Source organism: Arthrobacter sp. 10L424, assembly GCF_056395325.1.
The window spans coordinates 49,810-68,526 of record NZ_JBFTJH010000008.1; the positions used below are offsets into that span (position 1 = coordinate 49,810).

Below are 18,717 nucleotides of genomic sequence, written 5' to 3' on the forward strand. Positions count from 1 at the left end.
AAGACCGCTACGCCGGCGCCAGCGCCTTGTTCAGCACCGCGCGGATCCGCTTCTCGGACACCGAATAGGCGGTGCCGAGCTCGACGGCGAAGAGGCTCACCCGGAGCTCCTCGATCATCCAGCGGACCTGGGTTAACTCAGCGCCGGCCCGCCGGCCCGGGAGCAGGGCCGACACAGCGTCGTCGTAGTCGTCCTCGATGGCCTGGACCGCGGCCATGTGCTGGGCGTCCCGCTGGACGTTGGTCGGGAGTTTCTCGAGGCGCTTCTCGATCGCTGCGAGGTAGCGCGGCAGCTGGCTGAGCTGGCTGTAGCCGGTGCGTGCCACAAAACCGGGGAACACCAGTTGCTCCAGCTGGCTCTTGATGTCGTTGAGGGCGCTGATCAGGGCCAGGCTGGTGGTTCCCTTGAGCGCCTTCTCGATCCGGCGGGTGCTGGCCAGGATGCGCTCCACGACGGCGGTGACGGTGAAGACCGTGTCGATTAGTTCCGCGCGGACCTTCTCGTACAGCGCGTTGAAGGACGCCTCGTCCCACGGCAGCTCTGCGGGGGTGAGCTTGTCGATTGCGGCGAGGGCGCAGTCCGCAATCAATGCCGTGACAGAGCCGTGCGGGTTCTGGCTGAACGTCAGCTTCTCGGTATTGTTCAGGTGCTCCAGGACGTAGCGGTCCGGCGGCGGCACCCTGAGGGCGAGCAGGCGGATGACCCCGCCGCGCATGGCCGGTTCCTGTTCCGAGCTGGTCTGGAAGAGCCGCAGGGCCACGGAGGATCCCTCATCCACCAGCGCAGGGTAGCCGGTGACAGTATGTCCCTTCACCGTGCCCTGGACCTGGCGCTGCAGTGTCCCGAAGGTCCAGGAAGTCAGCCCCGCCTGTTCGGCGAAACCGGTCGAGGCGGCCGACGCCGCGGTTCCTGCTGCCGTGCCGGGCGCCTGAACCGCGGCCTTGCCGTTGGCCTGGGCTTTCGACCTGCCCTTTGAGGCGGGCGCCGTCGTCGCGGGCGTGGCGCCCAGCGATTCGGCGATGGCCCGGCGCGTGGCCGGCGCCAGCCGGTCCTGCAGCGCAGTGAGGTCCTTGCCCTCGTCGAGGACCTTCCCTTGGGAGCCCACGACGCGGAAGCTGACCCGCAGGTGCGGCGGAACAGCGTCCCAGTTCCAGGAATTCGGCGGGATGACCTGGCCGCGGATCCGGCGCAGGACGAGCTCGAGGGAGGCCTCCAGCTCGTCGGCGGCCGGATCGAAGTCGGCTTCGAGGGCCGCGACGGCCTGCCGGGCTACGTCCGGCGCCGGCACAAAGTTCTTGCGGACCTGCTTGGGCAGCGACTTGATCAGGGCAGTGACCAGTTCCACCCGCTGGCCCGGAATCAGCCAGCGGAAGGCGGCGTCGTCGAGCTGGTTCAGGAACAGCACGGGCACCTCGGCGGTGACGCCGTCGGACGGGTTGGGCGGCGAGCCGGGGGCCACGGGGTGGAACTCGTAGCTCAGCGGCAGCTCGAAGCCCTTGTGCAGCAGGGATTTCGGGTAGGCAGAGTCATCGAGGGCATCGGCGTCTTCGCTGATCAGCAACGCCTGGTCGAAATCGAGCAGTGCGGGGTCCTGCTGCCGGGCGTCTTTCCACCACTTGTCGAAGTGCCGCTCTGACACGACGTCCCTGCCGACCCGGGCGTCATAGAACTCGAAGAGCGTCTCGTCGTCCACCAGGATGTCCCGGCGCCGCATCCGTGCCTCCAGCTCCTCGACCTCGTGGAGCAGGGCCCGGTTGCGGTGGAAGAACTTGTGGTGGGTCTGCCAGTCGCCCTCGACCAGGGCGTGCCGGATGAAGAGCTCCCGGCAGAGTTCCGAGTCCACCTTGCCGTAGTTGATCCGGCGGCTCGGAATGATGGGCACCCCGTACAGCGTGACCTTCTCATGGGCCATCACTGAGCCCATCTTCTTCGACCAGTGCGGTTCGCTGTAGCTGCGCTTGACCAGGTCCGGGGCCACCTGCTCCACCCAGAGCGGATCGAACTTCGCGGCCACCCGTGCCCACAGCCGGCTGGTCTCCACGAGTTCGGCGGCCATCACGAAGGTGGGGGACTTCTTGAACAGGGCCGATCCCGGGAAGATCGCGAAGCGGCTGCCGCGGGCGCCGGCGTACTCGCGCTTGCGCTCGTCGAGGATGCCCACGTGGCTCAGGAGGCCGGAGAGCAGGCTGATGTGGATGCCTTCATGGTTGCCCACCGGATCGGCCAGGCGCTTGTTGTCCAGGCTGATGCCGAGCGGGCGGGCCAGCTGGCGCAGCTGGGCGAACAGGTCCTGCCACTCGCGGACGCGCAGGTAGTTGATGAACTCGGCGCGGCAGAGCCGGCGGAACGCCGTGGAGGAGAGCTCCTGCTGCTTCTCCTGGACGTAGTTCCAGAGGTTCAGGAAGCCGGTGAAGTCCGAGTTCTCGTCCCGGAAGCGTGCGTGCTTCTCCGCGGCGAGCTGCTGCTTGTCGGTCGGGCGTTCGCGCGGATCCTGGATGGTCAGCGCCGCAGCCAGGATCATGACCTCACGGACGCAGCCGCGCTTGCCGGACTCGACGATCATCCGGCCGAGCCTCGGGTCGACCGGCAGCTGGGCAAGCTGCTGCCCGACGGCGGTCAGCCCGCTGCCGTTTCTGCCTCCGTTCCGGCCGGCAGCCGGGCGTCGGCCGGAGCGGCTGTCGCCGTCGCCCGTCTCGTCCTGCGGCCCCGCCGCGCTGAGGGCACCGAGTTCGCGGAGCAAGGTGACGCCGTCGTTGATGGCGCGGGAGTCCGGGGGCTCCACAAACGGGAAGTTCTCCACGTCCTTCGGCCCGCGCGCCACGCCCATGGCGGTCATCTGCAGGATGACCGCGGCAAGGTTGGTGCGCAGGATCTCCGGATCAGTGAACAGCGGCCGGGACTCGAAGTCCTCTTCCGCGTAGAGCCGGATCGCGATGCCGTCGGAGACACGGCCGCAGCGGCCGGAACGCTGGTTGGCCGACGCCTGCGAGACGCGCTCGATCGGCAGGCGCTGGACCTTGGTGCGGTGCGAGTAGCGGGAGATGCGCGCGGTGCCGGTGTCGATGACGTACTTGATGCCGGGAACCGTCAGGGATGTCTCGGCGACGTTGGTGGCGAGCACGATCCGGCGTTTGCTGCCCGGGTGGAAGACCTTGTGCTGTTCCTGCAGGCTCAGCCGGGCGAAAAGGGGGAGCACCTCGGTGCCGGCCAGTTTCCGGTTGGACTGGATCCTGCCGTTGAGGGCCTCAGCAGCGTCGCGGATTTCGCGCTCGCCGGAGAAGAAGATCAGGATGTCGCCGGGAGCCTCCAGCGCGAGTTCGTCGACGGCGTCGCACACTGCGTCCAGCGGGTCGCGGTCCTCTTCGAGTTCGTCGTCGGAGGCGGCAACTGCATCCTCGCCGGTGCCGGCGCCGCCGGCCGGCTGGGACAGCGGCCGGTAGCGGATCTCGACCGGATAGGTGCGGCCGGAGACCTCGATGATCGGCGAGGGCTCTTCTTCGCTGCCGAAGTGCTTGGCGAAGCGCTGCGGATCGATGGTGGCCGAGGTGATGATGATCTTCAGGTCGGGCCGCTGCGGCAGGATCCGCTTGAGGTACCCGAGGATGAAGTCGATGTTGAGGCTGCGCTCATGCGCCTCGTCAATGATGATGGCGTTGTACTTGCGCAGCAGCTTGTCGCGCTGGATTTCGGCCAGCAGGATGCCGTCGGTCATGAGCTTGACCTTGGTGTTGCGGCTGACCTCCCCGGTGAACCGGACCTGGAAGCCCACTTCCTGGCCGATCTCGACGCCGAGTTCCTCCGCGATGCGCTCGGCGACAGTGCGGGCGGCCAGCCGGCGCGGCTGCGTGTGGCCGATCAGCCCGTTCTCGCCGAGGCCAAGCTCCAGGCACATCTTGGGAATCTGGGTCGTCTTACCGGAACCGGTCTCGCCGGCGATGATGGTCACCTGATTGGCCGCGATGGCGGCCATCAGGTCCTCGCGGCGCTCGGAGACCGGCAGCTCGGCGGGGTAGGAGATATGCAATGTCATGGCTGCACACAGTCTACTGGGAAGTGTCCCCGCGGGTTGCGGCTCCGTTGCGGGTTCCGGGACGGGTTCCAGGACAGAAAGGTGCCCGGTCCCTCTCGGGGCCGGGCCGGTTGTGGCTTTACTTCGATTGGGGGCAGTGCGATCCGGGTTCTGGACCGGATTAGAAGATCCGGAAGGTGTAGTTGCTGCTGGGAAGGTCGAGGGCGGACCAGTAGTCTTCCGAGCGGACCGGCGGGTTATGGCCCAGCCCGTCCTTCCGAAGAGCGGCGATCGTGGCGGCGACGCCGATGACGATGAGGACGATGACTGCGATTCCGATGAATTCCATACCTCCATGGTTCTCCGGTGGCACAGACAACAGAAGTGGCAGAAATGCCCAAAAAGCTATAATTTCTGCCACTGTTCTGGCAGAATGGAGGCATGATCAAATCAGTGGCAATGATCGTGGTCCCCAACTTCTCGATCTTCGAGTTCGCGACCGCGTTCGAAGTGTTCGGCATCGACCGCTCGGCGCGGGGGAGCAGCGTCCCCGCGTTTGATTTCCGCGTCTGCACGCCCGTGCCGGGCGATGTTCCGATGAAGTCCGGGCCGTCCATGCATGTGGGGCTCGGGCTGGAGGCAGCCGAGGACGCGGACCTGGTCATCATGACCCCCTTCGGCCACGACCGGGACGTCCCCGAATCCGTCCTGGATGCCCTGCGCGCAGCCCATGCGCGCGGCGCGTGGGTCATGTCCATCTGTTCCGGGGCGTTCGCGCTCGCCCGGGCCGGCCTGCTGGACGGCCGCCGCTGCACCACGCACTGGCACTACTCCCAGGAGCTCGCCAGCCGGTACCCCGCCGCCCTCGTGGACGAGAACGTCCTGTACGTCGAGGACAGCCGGATCATCACCAGCGCCGGCACAGCCGCCGGCATCGACGCCTGCCTGCATCTGGTCCGGGTGGAATTCGGCGCGAATGTGGCGGCGGCCATTGCCCGTGACATGGTGGTTCCGCCGCACCGCGACGGCGGCCAGGCCCAGTTCATCGACCGGCCGATCCCGCGCTGCGGCTCCGAGCCCATGGAGGAACTCCTGCAGTGGATGGTGCGGCATCTGGAGGAGGACCATTCGGTCAACGAACTCGCCGCGCGGGTCCACATGTCGCCGCGGACGTTCGCCAGGCGCTTCCGTTCTGAAACGGGAGCGACTCCGGCCGCCTGGCTTAATTCACAGCGTGTGCTGCGGGCCCAGGAACTGCTGGAGACCACGGACCTCAATATCGACGAAATCGCCCGCGAATCCGGCTTTGGCCACTCCGTGCTGCTGCGGCACCACTTCGCCAAGGTGCTGGACACAAGCCCGCAGTCCTACCGCCGCACCTTCCGCGGACATCTGGCCGCCGCGGTCTAGGGAGCCAGACCGTCCGACGGCGGCGGCTCGGCCGCCGCCTTGGTCGTCTCGACGAGGTCCCGCCACGGTCCGGTGACGGCCTGCTCCGGCAGGGTGGCACGGCGCTGTCCGGCCCGGATGCTGTACAGGAACCGGTCCGGCTGGCCGTCGGCCGCACCCCGGCCCGACGCGGCGACGGCGTCCCACGGGCAGGCCTCAATCAGCGGCTGCCAGAGGTCTGTATCCTCCGGTGGCGTGGGCTGCACGGTCCACGTCCGCTTCATGCCGGCAATGCCGCCGCTGCGCTGGACAGTGATCTTCATGAGTCGGTGATTTTCATGAGTCGCGGATCTTCATGGGGCTCGGATCGTCATGAGCCTGGTTACCGCCGGGCTCCCGGGAACTTTACCTTCACAGTTTCCCACGCGGAGCGCACGGCGTCATGCTCTGGGGAATCCGCCCCAAAAAGCTCCTTGGCGGACGCTGCAGTGGCCTTGGCGAACGCGCCGAACGTTGCGTTCGGGGCCAGCGAGCCGCCGGTCAGCGTGTCGTACCAGATCCGGCCCGGCGCGTCCCATGCGTTGCCGCCGAGGCTGGTGGCCACCAGGCAAAAAGCCCGGTTGGGGATGCCGGAATTGATGTGGACGCCGCCGTTGTCAGCGCTCGTGTGGACATAGCCGTCCATCGAGTCCGGCTGCGGATCCTTGCCGAGCACGTCGTCGTCGTACGCAGATCCCGGGGTCTTCATGGAACGCAGAGCCTTCCCCTGGACCTGGTCCGTGAACAGGCCCTCGCCGATCAGCCAGCTGGCCTCCGCCGTCGCCTGCCGCCGGACGTGCTGCTCAACGAGCGCACCAAACACGTCCGACATCGATTCGTTCAGCGCGCCGGCCTGGTTGCGGTAGACCAGCCCTGCCGAGTACTGGGTGACGCCGTGGGCGAGCTCGTGGCCGATCACGCTCAAGGACTTCGTGAACCGCTGGAACACCTGGCCGTCGCCGTCGCCGAAGACCATTTGCCGGCCGTCCCAGAACGCGTTGTCATACAGGCGCCCGTAGTGCACTGTGGCCTCGAGGTGGAGGCCGTTGCCGTCAATCGAATTCCGGCCGAAGGCCTCGGCATAGAGGCGGTGGGTGTACCCCAGCCCGTCGTAGGCCTCGTCGGCGGCAGGATCACCGGTGGGAGGTTCCCCTTCCTTCCGGACCACGCTGCCGGGAAGCTGCTCGGCGGACTTGGCGTCGTAGATCGTCCGTTCCGGCGGGGACGGCTGGGGTTCCCGCATGCCGGGGTGGCTGCCGGGCCCTGGCACAGCCCGCGACGCCTGGACGCTGGGGAGGTGCTGCAGGGCTTCCTTTGCCGCACGCGCGGTTGCCGAGAACTCCGGATCGCGCTGGGCTGCCAGGCGGCGGAGCAGGTACGGAGGGATGATGGAGCAGTACATGTGAGACCCCTTTGTGCTTCGGCGGGATCCCGACGCGGTGCTGCAGCCGGCACCCAGTCCAGCCACCCGGCCGCCGGAACCCCGCTGCCGATGCAGACAGCCTACGAGTGACCACCGACAATTGGCAGGGGCCGCGCCCGCTTTCCGGCCAGAGAGCTCAAACGTATAGCGCGGCCAACTAAGGGACGGCCCACGACCAGGTCCGCGGCGGCCAGCGTCAGCCGGGCCGGGATCACCCACTGATTCCGGCCTGGCCATTTTGCCGGTGGCGGGGCGGCCTCGGACGGCAATCCCCGTCACACAATAAACAACGACCAGGGTGGCACGCCGCGGCGTGCAAATCGTCGCACAGCCCGGATGGTGTCAAGGTAGTCCTCGGTACGGACAACGTCCGGGGACCCGTCAGGATGAGCGAAATAGAGGTCAGGAATTCGACCCGGTCCATTGTCAGTTGAGTGGATGATGCTGCGGCAGGCTTCAAGCAGGCGCTTTCGATTCATCCCTTTCTGCAATTCGTCGGCCCGTTGACGGAACCATGCTGCGGACGTATCTTTTCCAAGCTCATCCAGGTAAACAGATAGCCTTGACAGCAGCAGCACACCCTCGTTTACTCGCATGTCCAACCCATTTCCCCCAGAAGTTCTATTTTCCCGAAGCAAGCTTCTCACGGCGCTTGTTCACGCGGTTAGGGCGTGGTTGCGTCGCCATCGGGGTTTTCGTTGGTCCCTGAAGCTGGAACCACCCTTCGGTGGATGACCGTGCCGCCATCGCATTGGACCGGCTCATTAGCGCGGAGGGACTCAACGGCAACTTGGCGGCATACATGCACTGAGCCGTCTTTGGTGACGTTCAGGGTGTAGCGACCGGGGAGACTCCCGTCGTTCCCGTGCCATGACCCGTCGTAAATGCTCACATCATCCACGGAGTAGCCCGACATGAGGGACAGCACTTCGGCGTCCCGCTCTCTACGATCATCCACCCCGCTGCTCAAGACAATACCGAGCACAGAAGAGACCAGAAGAACCCCCACGATTACGGCGATCTTGCCCCGCACGGACTTCGCGACAGGAAACTTGCTGGCGCCCTCGTCAAGTTCAACCTCATTGTCTTGCAGATCGCGCACGTCAGTCCCTTCCAGCCTCATCCGCTACGCCAATTCAGCGGGCTTCGCGGCCGGCTGTTGGGTCCTGGGTGCTCCTTCGCAGACAACGGAAACCCCGACCCTGTTCCTCTACGACGCAGGGCGTGTGGCCAGAATGGCCTTGGATGCGAAGACAACACCGGCAAGAAGGAGAACGACGGCGGACCCGATCAGGTACCAAACGCCGTCGGAAGTCAGAGCGGTGTAGACGCCGATGAGAGAGAAAATAACTGCCCCCAGCGACCAAATGAGCGTTGCCCTTCTGGTGTTATTCATGAGCCCAGCCTAGGCCAAGGATCTGAACGGGAGTCGGCTGGCGGGGCCTGCTGGGTCCAGTGCTGCCCGGCGCAGGGCTCCGGACCGCCATGGTAGGGACACCCGAACGGCACCGCCAACAACCATTGACAGCATCATTGAGATTCCTTCGTCTGTACTGCGCACTATTCGCCGGTTCCCGCCCGGACGTAAAATCATCCATGGAAAAGTTACGGTATTCGGTGACCGTCAACGCCCCCGTGCAGGCCGTGTGGACCACGATGCTGAGCAATGCCACGTACCGGGAGTGGACCAGTGTGTTCAACAGCGAATCCTCCTACGAGGGGAACTGGGACCAGGGCAGCGAAATCCGGTTCCTTGGGCCCGACGGCGACGGCTCGGTGGCGGGGATGATCGCAACGGTGGAGGAGAACAGGCCGAACGAGCTGATCTCCCTGCGCTACATCGGGCAGGTCGTCAACGGTGAGGACGACACCACCAGCGAGGCAGCGAAAGCCTTTATGGGCGCCCATGAAAAATACGCCTTCAGCGAGTCAGGGGGCACCACAACGGTGGACGTGGAGCTCGACAGCGAAGAGGAATTCGTGGCTATGTTCGACGACGCGTGGCCGCTGGCGCTGGCGGAGCTCAAGGCCATCGTGGAATCCCGGACCTGAGCCGGCCGGCGTCTCCTGCCCGGCCTCAGGACCGGGGGTCAAGGACGAATTGCTGCACCATGGTCCAAATATTGGTCGTGGTCCAGTAGATCAGAACGCCGATCGGGAAGATGATACCGCCCGCGCCGAAGACGAGCGGCAAGGCATAGAGCAACGCCTGTTGCTGCCGCATGACGGGGCCTGCCACGGTCTCCGCGGACATGTTCCGGGCCATAACGTGTTTCTGCGTGATGAACTGCGCCGCCGTCATGGTGAGGATCATTACGATCGAGAGGATCCACACGGCCACCACGTTGCCGCCGGGAGGCGTGCCGTGGAGCATGGACGCCGCCAGCGGGGCGCCGAAGATGCTCGATTCCCCGAATTGCACCACCTGCTCCGCGCTCATCGCCCCGATGCCCTGGCCTTTGGCAGCCGCTGCCGGGATGCCGGACAGCACGGTGAAGAGAGCAAAGAAGAATGGCACCTGGATCAGCAGGGGAAGGCAGGCCGAGAACGGGTTGGTGCCGTGCTTCTTGTACAGGGCCATCTGTTCCTGCGCCATGGCCTGCCGGGAGAGCGCGTCGGTCCTGCTGTTGTACTTTTCCTGCAGCTCCTTCAGGTCCGGCTGCAGCTGACGCATGCGGCGCTGTGCCCTAATCTGCTTCAAGGCGACGGGAATCAGGGCGGCGCGGATGACCAGCACCAGGCCGATGATGGACAGGGTCCAGGTCCAGCCGCTGGCCGCCGGCATGCCGACAATGCTCAGGCCGTCGTGGAGTCCCACCAAGATCGCCGAGACCAGCCACTGGAACGGAAACAGCAGCGCTGCACCGAAGTCCATCCGATGTCCCCGTTCGTAGGGCCGCGACGCGGCCTTTGCACTTACACAGTGCCAGCCAACACGAAAGAACCCCCAGAATCCAGTGGATCCTAGGGGTTCTTGTTTGTGCCCTCGATTGGAATCGAACCAACGACCTTCTGCTCCGGAGGCAGACGCTCTATCCCCTGAGCTACGAGGGCAGTCAGGGTTCCTGCCGTGACCGGCGGGACGTCCTAGAGCTTAGCAGGAAGGGGGGCTTCAAGGGAAAATCGACGCGCTCAGTACCCGGAGAAGGAGTCCACATGGATCCGGCGGGCCCCGGCCCGGCGGGCGGCGGCGCGGAGGGAACGGACGCTCGCCGGAGAGCCGGACACAAAGACCTCCCGGGCCGCGACGTCAGGAACCAGTTCTTTCAGCGAGGCGCCGTCGATCCGGGCAGCACCCGCATCCTGCATAAACGCCGGCGGTACCGAGCCGTCGGAAAGCCGGGCGATGACCCGCGCACCGGTGCGTTCGAGTTCCTCGGCGTAGGCGAGTTCATCGGCATTCCTGGCCAGGTACAGCAGGACCACGTCCCGGTCCCCGGCGTTCCCGGACAGCTGTGCCATAAATGGGGTGATGCCGATGCCGGCGGCGATCAGCAGCACCGGCGCTCCGGGAGTCCGCGGCAGGACGAAGTCGCCGCCCACGGTGGTGGCCGTCAGCTCGTCGCCTGCTTCCAGGGCCAGGAGCGACTGCTTGGCCGTGGACAGCGGCGCGGCAGTTCCCACCCCGATCGTGAGCTCCGCCGCACCCGGAGGACTGGTCAGGCTGAACACCCGGCGGCGGCCTTTGTGATCGGCCTTCCCGTGCGGCAGGTTCAGTTCGATGTACTGTCCCGGGATAAAGCGGAGCGGGCGATCGGGCTGGAAGCTGAATTCCGTCGTCGTCGGCGTCAACGGGCGGGAGCCGCGGAAGCGGAGCAGGACGCGGCCGCGCTGGCCGGCGATGAAGGCGAGCGCGTTCCCCACGAGCAGCGCCAGTTCGGGGGAGTTGGCCACGAAGCCCAGGTTGTACGGCACGGCGAACAGCAGTCCGACGACGGCGGCCAGCGCCAGCTGCTGCCACCGGCGCGGCGGGAGGGTGAGCGGCTCGGTCAGCATGAAGCCGACAAAGAAAAGCACCGGGCGCTGGGCTATGGGCTGCCACAGCGCCTCGCCCAGCGCCATGCCGGTGCGCAGCAGTTCCGCGGCAATAATGGACACCGCCACCACCGTGAAGACGGTCGCCATCAGCAGCTTCCGGACCCGGAACAGGACCAGCAGGACCCCGGGCAGCACGAGCCAGAGCATTGCGGGGGTGGCGGCCCACCACGTGGCGATATTGAGTCCCGTCAGCCCGGTGATGAACGCGCCGGCCGCCGCCGGATTGAAAATATGGCGGCCGCGCCAGGCCAGGGCGTATTTGGACGCCGACGCGATCACACAGGCGAGGGCGACGCCGGCCAGGTCCAGGTACTGCAGCCCCGCGGAGAACTGCGTCGGCCAGAAAAGGAAATAGAGCAGCAGACCGGTGATCAGTGACGATTCCGAGTGCGGGCGCACATGGAACAGGGCCGCAATGGCGCGGTTGGAGGCGTACGTCAGGCCGAGGCAGAGCACCAGGTGGGCAATCATCTCCGGAAGCCCGAACGTCAGCCAGCCGAGCACATTGAGCAGCAGGCTGTAGCCGGCCAGCACAGCAAGGACCCAGAGGACCAGCCGGTACATGGTGAACCGGCCCAGCGCCGTGTCCAGCCGCGAACTGATGGGAGTGGAGATGGTTGTGGTCATGAGAACAGCACTCCTTCAAAATCGGCCGAATACTCCGCGTGGCCGTCTGAGTAGACGGTCAGCCACGAACAGTCGAACTCTTCCCGCAACCGGGAGCCGTCGACGAAGAACAGCGCCGTTGCCAGCGCGTCGGCCACCATGGCGCTCGCCGCCATCGCCCAGCTGGCGACGACGGTGCGCACCGGCGCCCCGGTGGTGCCGTCCAGGACGTGGTGCAGCCCGTCGCCCCAGACGCGCCGGTTGGCGGCGGAGGCGCAGAGCGCACCGGCGCCGAGGCTGACGATGCCAATGGCCCGGGTCCGGTCGTAAGGATGCTCAAGGCCCACATCGACCGGCATCGGCCCGGCGTTGAGCAAGTCGCCGCTCGCGTCGATGAGGTGCTCTCCGACGCCGCCCTCGTGCAGGACACCGGACAACAGGTCCGCCAGTTGTCCCTTTCCGGCCGCCCCGACGTCGATCACCACCGGGGCGCGGGTGGTCAGCACGCTGCCCTGCCAGTCCAGCACCTCGTCCCAGGGCGGGGCGGGCAGGGGCGGGCCGCCCTGGCGCAGGGAGTAGGTGGCGTCATAGCCGAGTTGTTCCAGGCTGCCGCCGATGAGCGGGGTCATGGCCCCGCTGGTAAGCCGGTACAGGGTTTCGTAGAGGGCACCCAGGTCGCCCGCCCCGGCGGGCAGCTCATGGCGCCCCGGGTGCCGGGCCGCGGCGGAGATCAGCGAGTCCGGCCGGAAGCGGGACCAGGCGGCGTCGTAGTCAGCCACGGTGTCCAGCAGCCGGCGGCAGAGCGCGCCGGAGAGCGGGGACGGTGTCGAAAGCTCCCAACGGGTACCGATCCCGTCGAAGCTGAAGCCCGTCCAGCCCGGATGCGGCACGTTCCCTCCTGCTTGCTGATCGCCGGCTATGACTGGCTGCTAGGCCCCGGCCTCGGACTTGATCTTGTCCACGGCCTGGTTGAAGCCGCCGCTCGTCAGTGATGAACCTGCCACCTTCGAGACCTTGATCTCGTCGAGTTTCTTGCCGACGATCTGGGACTGGATGCCGCCGGAGAACTCGCCCTGGAACTTCCGGGTATTGGAGTTGGTCGGGTGCGGCGTGATTTTGACGCCGGTCACGGTGCCGCCAGCGAGCGTAAGTTCCACACCCACGGTCTCGTTGCCGTTCGGCGAGACGTAGTTGCCGTCCGCGCTGTAGGTCCCGTCCTTGTAGGTGCCGGCACCCGCGGCGGCTGACGGTGCGGCGCTGGTGGCCGGCGGGGTGGAAGCCTGCCCGGGGGCGCAGCCGGCTGCCGAGCCGGCCAGGGAAAGTCCGGCGATGCCGACGAAAACGCTTTTTCGGAGAGAGGTGTTCATGCAGCGGCTCATTTCTCTAGCGACGATCGGGTGGGGAGTGAAGGAACGCTGTGGCCCCCAAGGATGGCCCGCAGCGGATACTCCGATAACGACGTGTAAATCAGCGTAGTGGTTCACCCTGTGATCCTGCCGCCGTGAGCTGTGGTTTTTCCGGCGGTGCCCAGGCAGCGCGCCCGGAGGCGGGCCCCGTTGTCATGACGGGCGCCAAATTCCGCCACACTGCGGGCCACCGGTAGGCTGGAAGTGTGACCCCAGAAGAACTCTCCCTCGCCATATCCGCCTGCCTGAAGGAAGCCGTCGACGCCGGCGAAATCGGGCTTTCCGCATCCGACGTCCCGGATGAGGTGCGCGTTGAGCGTCCGAAGAACCGGGACCACGGCGACTGGGCCACCAACATCGCCCTTCAGCTGGCCAAAACCGCGGGGACCAACCCCCGGGAGTTCGCCTCCGTCCTGAGCGCCCGGCTAAAGACCATCGACGGTGTGTCCGCCGTCGACATCGCAGGACCGGGGTTCCTGAACATCACCGTCGACGCCGCCGCCGCCGGTGCCCTCGCCAAGGCCATCGTCGAGGCGGGGCGTGCTTACGGCACCAACACGGCGCTCGCGGGCCACACGGTCAACATGGAGTTCGTTTCCGCGAACCCCACCGGCCCGCTGCACATCGGCCACACGCGCTGGGCCGCCCTGGGCGACGCGATCGCCCGCGTCCTCCGGGCTTCCGGCGCGGACGTCACTGCGGAGTACTACATCAACGACGCCGGATCGCAGATGAACGTCTTCGCCCACTCCGTGCTCTCGCGGCTGCACGGCCGCGGCGTTCCGGAAGGCGGCTACCCCGGCGAGTACATCGCGGATCTTGGCCATGAGGTGCTGACCCAGCACCCGGACATCCGCGAACTGACCGACGTCGCCGCCCTGCCGGTGATCCGCGGCGCTGCGTACAAGGCGCAGCTGCACGACATCAAGAGCACCCTCGCCGGGTTCGGCGTCGAATTCGATGTCTACTTCTCCGAGCAGGAACTCCACGACGCCGGAGCGATCGAGGACGCCGTCGCGCGGCTCCGGGAACAGGGCCACGTTTACGACGACGGCGGTGCAGTCTGGCTGCGCACGACCGACTTCGGTGACGACAAGGACCGCGTGATGATCCGCGCGAACGGCGAGCCGACCTACTTCGCCGCCGATGCCGCCTATTACTTGTCCAAGAAGGACCGCGGCTACACCGAGAAGATATACCTCCTCGGCGCCGACCACCACGGCTACATCAACCGGCTCAAGGCAATCGCGGCCGCGGCCGGCGACGACCCCGAGGTCAACATCGAGGTCCTGATCGGCCAGCTGGTTTCCGTCAACGGCGCCAAGCTCTCGAAGCGGGCCGGCAACATCATCGAGCTCAAGGACCTCATCTCCTGGCTGGGCAAGGACGCAGTCCGCTACTCGCTGGCGCGCTTCCCCGCCGATTCGCCCCTGACCCTGGACCCGGAGCTGCTGAAGAAGCACAGCAACGAGAACCCCGTCTTCTATGTCCAGTACGCGCATGCCCGTTCCCGCGGCACCGCCCGCAATGCCGTTGCCGCCGGGGTGGAGCGCAGTGTGGACGGCGAAGACTGCTTCGAGGCCTCGCTCCTCGACCACGCGACGGAGAACGAGCTGCTCTCCTACCTGGGCAGCTACCCCTCGATTGTGGCCAAGGCTGCTGAACTGCGCGAGCCGCACCGGGTGGCCCGCCACCTCGAGGTCATCGCCGGTGCCTACCACCGCTGGTACGACGCCTGCCGCGTGGCCCCGCAGGGCGACGAGCCGATCACCGACCTGAACCGCACCCGGCTGTGGCTCAACGACGCCACGAGCCAGGTGCTGGCCAACGGACTGGAACTGCTGGGCGTCTCGGCGCCGGAACGGATGTAACCGCCATGACCACGAGCCCGTCCAACCCTGCCCCGTTGAACCCGGCCGGCGCAGCGTCCCCGCTCGCACCGGAGTGGCTGCAGGTCCCCGCCGACCTCAATGCCTTGCACGAGCCGCTGTGGGCCGGCGGCGTCGAACGTAACGACGCCGGCGAACTCGCCATTGACGGCATCTCCGTCAGCGAGCTCCAGCGCCAGTACGGCACGCCCCTGTTTGTCCTGAGCGAGACCGACTTCCGCGCCCGGGCACGCGCCTTCTCCGACGCCTTCAATGACGCCTTCGCCGACATCTGCGGGGGAGTGGACGTCTACTACGCCGGCAAATCCTTCCTGTGCACCGCAGTGGTCCGCTGGGTCGAGGAAGAGGGCCTGCGGCTGGACACGGCCTCCGGCGGGGAACTCGCCGTCGCAGCCCGCGCCGGGATCCCCGGCGCCGACGTCGCGCTGCACGGCAACAACAAGTCCGACGGCGAGATCCACCGGGCGCTGGACCTGAAACTGGGCCGGATAGTGGTGGACAGCCTCGCCGAGCTCGAGCGCGTCGCGGCGATCGCCGCCAACCGCGGCGAAACCGCCAAGGTCATGCTGCGGCTGACCCCGGGGGTCCACGCCCACACCCACGAGTTCATCGCCACGGCCCACGAGGACCAGAAGTTCGGCCTCTCCATGGCGGGGGACTCCACCGAGCAGGCCGGCCTGTCCGCGGCGGAGGAAGCCGTGGCAGCCGCGTCCGGCTACGCCAGCATCGAACTGCTTGGCCTGCACTGCCACATTGGATCGCAGATCTTCGAACCGGACGGCTTCGCCCTCGCCGCGGAGAAACTGCTGGACTTCCTCGCCGCGATGCAGGCCAAGTACTCGATCGTGCTCCCCGAACTCGACCTCGGCGGCGGCTACGGCATCGCCTACACGCCGGTGGACACCCCGCGCCCGGCTGCCGAAATCGCCCAGGCGATGGCCGCCGTCGTCCGCTCCAAATGCGCTGAGCTGGGGATCTCCGCCCCGCGGATTTCGATCGAACCTGGCCGTGCGATCGTCGGCAGCACCACGTTCACGCTCTATGAAGTGGGCACGCTCAAGACCGTCCGGGTCGACGCCCCGGGCGAAAAAGCGGAGAACGACGTTACGCACCCGCGCCGCTATGTGTCGGTCGACGGCGGAATGAGCGACAACCCGCGTCCGGTGCTGTACGACGCGGATTACTCGGCAATTCTGGCCTCACGGACGTCGGACGCGGCCCCGGAGTTGTCCCGCGTAGTGGGCAAACATTGCGAGAGCGGCGACATAGTTGTTAGAGATGTATATCTGCCCGAGGACGTGGCAGCCGGTGATCTGCTCGCTGTACCGGGTACCGGCGCCTACTGCTGGGCCCTGTCAAGCAACTACAACTATCTGGCCCGGCCGGGCGTAGTCGCTGTGCGCGACGGATCTGCCCGGCTCATTGTCCGCGGGGAAACCGAAGAAGATCTGCTCAACCGCGACATGGGAGTCTGAATGACCGAATTGCGAACCCTGAAAGTAGCCCTGCTGGGCTGTGGCAACGTCGGGGCCCAGGTTGCGCGGATTCTCCTCGACGACGCCGACATGCTGGCGTCGCGGGCCGGCGCCCGCCTGGAGCTGGCCGGCATCGCCGTCCGCAACATCGACGCCCCCCGCGAGGTCGAGCTGCCGCGGGAGCTGTTCACCACCGACGCCGAGACCCTCGTCAAGGACGCCGACCTGGTGATCGAGCTGATGGGCGGCATCGAGCCCGCCCGCAGCCTGATCCTGGCCGCCATGCGGAACGGTGCGTGCGTGGTCACCGGCAACAAGGCGCTCGTTGCCAAGGACGGTCCCACCCTCCACGAGGAAGCGGACAAGGCCGGCGTGCAGCTGTCCTACGAAGCCGCCGTGGCCGGCGCGATCCCCATCCTGCGGCCCATCCGGGACAGCCTCTCCGGCGACCGGATCACCCGGGTGCTCGGCATCGTCAACGGCACCACCAACTTCATCCTGGACCAGATGGATTCCACCGGGGCCCAGTTCGCCGACGCCCTGGCTGAGGCGCAGCGCCTGGGCTACGCGGAGGCCGACCCTACGGCCGACGTCGAGGGCCACGACGCCGCGTCCAAGGCCGCGATCCTTGCCTCGCTGTCCTTCCACACCCGCTTCTCCCTGGACGATGTGTACTGCGAGGGCATCAGCTCCGTCAGCGCCGCCGACATCGCGGCGGCGAAGGACGCCGGGTTTGTCATCAAGCTGCTGGCAATCGCCGAGAAGCTGGGGGCGGCCGCAGGCACGGAAACAGCCGACGGCAACACCGGCGTCTCCGTGCGGGTGCACCCGACGCTGCTGCCGCGGGAGCACCCGCTGGCTGCAGTCCACGGCGCCTTCAACGCCGTCTTCGTCGAGGCCGAAAACGCCGGCGAGCTGATGTTCTACGGCCAGGGTGCCGGCGGCAAGCCCACCGCCTCCGCCGTGATGGGCGACCTCATCTCCGCTGCCCGCAGCATCGTCCTCGGCGGCCCCGGCCGCGCTGAGACGACGACTGGCCAGGTCCTGGCGCTGCCCATTGCCTCCGCGGTTACCAGCTACTACATCGGCCTCGACGTCGCGGATCAGCCCGGTGTGCTGGCAAAAATCGCCCGTCTCTTCGCCGAGCACGGGGTCTCCATTGAAATCATGCGGCAGACCATCCACCGCGATGCTGATTCCAACATCGAATCAGCGGAACTCCGGATCGTGACCCACCGCGCAAGCGAGGCTGCACTGGCAGCCACCGTCGAGGCCGTCAAGGGCCTGGACGTCATCAATTCCGTTACATCCGTACTGCGGGTAGAAGGAGTCTAAGTGGCTCACCAATGGCGCGGCGTCATCCGCGAATACGCTGATCGTCTGCCTGTCACCGAGGAGACGACGGTCATCACCCTGGGGGAGGGCGGCACCCCGCTCGTCCACGCGCAGCAGCTCTCCGCGCTCACCGGCAGCGATGTCTACCTCAAGGTCGAGGGGATGAACCCGACCGGCTCCTTCAAGGACCGCGGCATGACTATGGCCATGACGGCCGCCGTCGCCGCCGGCGCCAAGGCCGTGGTGTGCGCCTCCACGGGCAACACCTCCGCGTCCGCCGCCGCGTACGCCACCGCCGCCGGGCTCAAGTGCGTGGTGCTGGTGCCCGAAGGCAAGATCTCCATGGGCAAGCTCAGCCAGGCGATCGCGCACGGTGCAACCCTGCTGCAGGTCGACGGCAACTTCGACGACTGCCTCGACATCGCCCGCAAGTTGGGTGAGTCCTACCCGGTGTTCCTGGTCAACTCGGTCAACCCCGCCCGGATCGAGGGCCAAAAGACCGGCGCGTTCGAAGTGGTCGACTCGCTCGGTGACGCCCCGGACTTCCACGTGCTCCCGGTCGGCAACGCGGGAAACATCACCGCGTACTGGAAGGGCTACAAGGAATACTGTGCGCCCTTCGAATCCGTGACCGCCGGCACGCTCGCCGCAGTCTCAACCAAGACCCCCGTCATGTGGGGCTTCCAGGCCGCGGGTGCGGCACCGTTCGTCGCCGGCCACCCGATCACGGAACCCGATACGATCGCGACCGCCATCCGGATCGGAAACCCCGCGTCCTGGGAGACCGCCGTCGCCGCGCGCGACGAGTCCGGCGGCGTAATCGAGGCCGTGACCGACGAGGAAATCCTGTCCGCCCACCGCTGGCTGTCCGCCCGTGAAGGCGTCTTCGTCGAGCCGGGCTCCGCTGCCGGCGTCGCCGGGCTGATCAAGAAGCACGCCGCCGGCGAAGTGCCGGCGGGCAAGACAATCGTCATCACGGTCACGGGCCATGGCCTCAAGGATCCGCAGTGGGCGCTCCGCACCGAGGACGGCAGTGAAGTGCAGCCGGTCAAGGTCTCGAACGACGTGGTCACCGTGGCCACAGCCCTGGGCCTGGAAGAAAAGTAGC

At 66.9% G+C, this 18,717-nt stretch carries 17 protein-coding genes and 1 tRNA gene; 6 read left to right on the top strand and 12 right to left on the bottom strand.

The features are described from left to right. Nucleotides 1-7: 7 nt before the first annotated feature. Together hrpA and AC1DC5_RS14130 are read right to left on the bottom strand one after the other, a co-directional pair. Nucleotides 8-4,030: an ATP-dependent RNA helicase HrpA gene (gene hrpA / locus AC1DC5_RS14125; RefSeq protein WP_476865568.1), complete on the bottom strand. Its 4,023-nt coding sequence runs from the start codon at nucleotides 4,028-4,030 to the stop codon at nucleotides 8-10. Between the two features lie 160 nt (nucleotides 4,031-4,190). Beyond that, on the bottom strand, nucleotides 4,191-4,358 hold the full coding sequence (locus tag AC1DC5_RS14130) for a hypothetical protein (RefSeq protein ID WP_441404630.1): 168 nt from the start codon (nucleotides 4,356-4,358) through the stop codon (nucleotides 4,191-4,193). 92 nt (nucleotides 4,359-4,450) lie between these two features. Between AC1DC5_RS14130 and AC1DC5_RS14135 the strand changes: the two genes are divergently transcribed. Next, on the top strand, nucleotides 4,451-5,419 hold the full coding sequence (locus AC1DC5_RS14135; RefSeq protein WP_476865569.1) for a GlxA family transcriptional regulator: 969 nt from the start codon (nucleotides 4,451-4,453) through the stop codon (nucleotides 5,417-5,419). Here the strand turns inward: AC1DC5_RS14135 and AC1DC5_RS14140 are convergent. The 5 genes from AC1DC5_RS14140 to AC1DC5_RS14160 all read right to left on the bottom strand — a co-directional run bounded on the left by AC1DC5_RS14140 (nucleotide 5,416) and on the right by AC1DC5_RS14160 (nucleotide 8,256). Next, nucleotides 5,416-5,721, bottom strand: coding sequence for a protealysin inhibitor emfourin (locus AC1DC5_RS14140; protein WP_441404632.1), 306 nt, complete (start codon nucleotides 5,719-5,721; stop codon nucleotides 5,416-5,418). The genes AC1DC5_RS14135 and AC1DC5_RS14140 overlap by 4 nt on opposite strands. A 59-nt stretch (nucleotides 5,722-5,780) precedes the next feature. Beyond that, nucleotides 5,781-6,839, bottom strand: coding sequence for a M4 family metallopeptidase (locus tag AC1DC5_RS14145; protein WP_476865570.1), 1,059 nt, complete (start codon nucleotides 6,837-6,839; stop codon nucleotides 5,781-5,783). A 296-nt stretch (nucleotides 6,840-7,135) separates the two neighbouring features. After that, entirely contained in the window at nucleotides 7,136-7,456 is a 321-nt protein-coding gene (locus AC1DC5_RS14150; RefSeq protein WP_476865571.1) for a hypothetical protein, read from the bottom strand. A 68-nt stretch (nucleotides 7,457-7,524) separates the two neighbouring features. After that, nucleotides 7,525-7,962: a hypothetical protein gene (locus AC1DC5_RS14155; protein ID WP_476865572.1), complete on the bottom strand. Its 438-nt coding sequence runs from the start codon at nucleotides 7,960-7,962 to the stop codon at nucleotides 7,525-7,527. Between the two features lie 108 nt (nucleotides 7,963-8,070). Next, nucleotides 8,071-8,256 carry a hypothetical protein gene (locus AC1DC5_RS14160; protein WP_476865573.1) on the bottom strand — a complete coding sequence of 62 codons (186 nt, stop codon included), beginning with the start codon at nucleotides 8,254-8,256 and terminating at the stop codon, nucleotides 8,071-8,073. A 200-nt stretch (nucleotides 8,257-8,456) separates the two neighbouring features. Between AC1DC5_RS14160 and AC1DC5_RS14165 the strand changes: the two genes are divergently transcribed. After that, on the top strand, nucleotides 8,457-8,912 hold the full coding sequence (locus AC1DC5_RS14165; RefSeq protein WP_476865574.1) for an SRPBCC family protein: 456 nt from the start codon (nucleotides 8,457-8,459) through the stop codon (nucleotides 8,910-8,912). 25 nt (nucleotides 8,913-8,937) lie between these two features. Here the strand turns inward: AC1DC5_RS14165 and yidC are convergent, their stop codons facing one another. From yidC to AC1DC5_RS14190, 5 genes are all read right to left on the bottom strand, one after another. Further along, on the bottom strand, nucleotides 8,938-9,735 hold the full coding sequence (gene yidC, locus AC1DC5_RS14170; RefSeq protein WP_476865575.1) for a membrane protein insertase YidC: 798 nt from the start codon (nucleotides 9,733-9,735) through the stop codon (nucleotides 8,938-8,940). Between the two features lie 106 nt (nucleotides 9,736-9,841). Beyond that, nucleotides 9,842-9,914, bottom strand: a tRNA-Arg gene (locus AC1DC5_RS14175). Between the two features lie 78 nt (nucleotides 9,915-9,992). Continuing rightward, nucleotides 9,993-11,525: an FAD-dependent oxidoreductase gene (locus AC1DC5_RS14180; RefSeq protein WP_476865576.1), complete on the bottom strand. Its 1,533-nt coding sequence runs from the start codon at nucleotides 11,523-11,525 to the stop codon at nucleotides 9,993-9,995. After that, on the bottom strand, nucleotides 11,522-12,394 hold the full coding sequence (locus tag AC1DC5_RS14185; protein WP_476865577.1) for an FAD:protein FMN transferase: 873 nt from the start codon (nucleotides 12,392-12,394) through the stop codon (nucleotides 11,522-11,524). The genes AC1DC5_RS14180 and AC1DC5_RS14185 overlap by 4 nt, the downstream gene beginning before the upstream one ends. A gap of 39 nt (nucleotides 12,395-12,433) precedes the next feature. Further along, the gene (locus AC1DC5_RS14190; RefSeq protein WP_441404641.1) at nucleotides 12,434-12,871 is read right to left on the bottom strand and encodes an FMN-binding protein; all 438 of its coding nucleotides are present in this window, start codon (nucleotides 12,869-12,871) and stop codon (nucleotides 12,434-12,436) included. A 245-nt stretch (nucleotides 12,872-13,116) separates the two neighbouring features. Between AC1DC5_RS14190 and argS the strand changes: the two genes are divergently transcribed. Genes argS through thrC form a run of 4 tightly spaced genes read left to right on the top strand, consistent with a single transcriptional unit; the run spans nucleotide 13,117 to nucleotide 18,716 of the window. Next, nucleotides 13,117-14,781: an arginine--tRNA ligase gene (gene argS, locus AC1DC5_RS14195; protein WP_476865578.1), complete on the top strand. Its 1,665-nt coding sequence runs from the start codon at nucleotides 13,117-13,119 to the stop codon at nucleotides 14,779-14,781. A gap of 5 nt (nucleotides 14,782-14,786) precedes the next feature. Then, the gene (gene lysA / locus AC1DC5_RS14200; protein WP_476865579.1) at nucleotides 14,787-16,274 is read left to right on the top strand and encodes a diaminopimelate decarboxylase; all 1,488 of its coding nucleotides are present in this window, start codon (nucleotides 14,787-14,789) and stop codon (nucleotides 16,272-16,274) included. After that, on the top strand, nucleotides 16,275-17,609 hold the full coding sequence (locus AC1DC5_RS14205; RefSeq protein ID WP_476865580.1) for a homoserine dehydrogenase: 1,335 nt from the start codon (nucleotides 16,275-16,277) through the stop codon (nucleotides 17,607-17,609). Beyond that, the gene (thrC, locus tag AC1DC5_RS14210) at nucleotides 17,610-18,716 is read left to right on the top strand and encodes a threonine synthase (protein WP_441404645.1); all 1,107 of its coding nucleotides are present in this window, start codon (nucleotides 17,610-17,612) and stop codon (nucleotides 18,714-18,716) included. Nucleotide 18,717: the final 1 nt, after the last annotated feature.

Excerpts from the sequence above, each read along its gene's own strand:
- yidC (WP_476865575.1), bottom strand. The coding sequence starts at position 9,735 with ATGGACTTCGGTGCAGCGCTGCTGTTTCCGTTCCAGTGGCTGGTCTCG.
- AC1DC5_RS14140 (WP_441404632.1), bottom strand. The coding sequence starts at position 5,721 with ATGAAGATCACTGTCCAGCGCAGCGGCGGCATTGCCGGCATGAAGCGG.
- AC1DC5_RS14130 (WP_441404630.1), bottom strand. The coding sequence starts at position 4,358 with ATGGAATTCATCGGAATCGCAGTCATCGTCCTCATCGTCATCGGCGTC.
- AC1DC5_RS14190 (WP_441404641.1), bottom strand. The coding sequence starts at position 12,871 with ATGAACACCTCTCTCCGAAAAAGCGTTTTCGTCGGCATCGCCGGACTT.
- hrpA (WP_476865568.1), bottom strand. The coding sequence starts at position 4,030 with ATGACATTGCATATCTCCTACCCCGCCGAGCTGCCGGTCTCCGAGCGC.
- lysA (WP_476865579.1), top strand. The coding sequence starts at position 14,787 with ATGACCACGAGCCCGTCCAACCCTGCCCCGTTGAACCCGGCCGGCGCA.
- AC1DC5_RS14165 (WP_476865574.1), top strand. The coding sequence starts at position 8,457 with ATGGAAAAGTTACGGTATTCGGTGACCGTCAACGCCCCCGTGCAGGCC.
- AC1DC5_RS14180 (WP_476865576.1), bottom strand. The coding sequence starts at position 11,525 with ATGACCACAACCATCTCCACTCCCATCAGTTCGCGGCTGGACACGGCG.
- AC1DC5_RS14135 (WP_476865569.1), top strand. The coding sequence starts at position 4,451 with ATGATCAAATCAGTGGCAATGATCGTGGTCCCCAACTTCTCGATCTTC.
- AC1DC5_RS14205 (WP_476865580.1), top strand. The coding sequence starts at position 16,275 with ATGACCGAATTGCGAACCCTGAAAGTAGCCCTGCTGGGCTGTGGCAAC.
- AC1DC5_RS14160 (WP_476865573.1), bottom strand. The coding sequence starts at position 8,256 with ATGAATAACACCAGAAGGGCAACGCTCATTTGGTCGCTGGGGGCAGTT.
- AC1DC5_RS14150 (WP_476865571.1), bottom strand. The coding sequence starts at position 7,456 with ATGCGAGTAAACGAGGGTGTGCTGCTGCTGTCAAGGCTATCTGTTTAC.
- AC1DC5_RS14145 (WP_476865570.1), bottom strand. The coding sequence starts at position 6,839 with ATGTACTGCTCCATCATCCCTCCGTACCTGCTCCGCCGCCTGGCAGCC.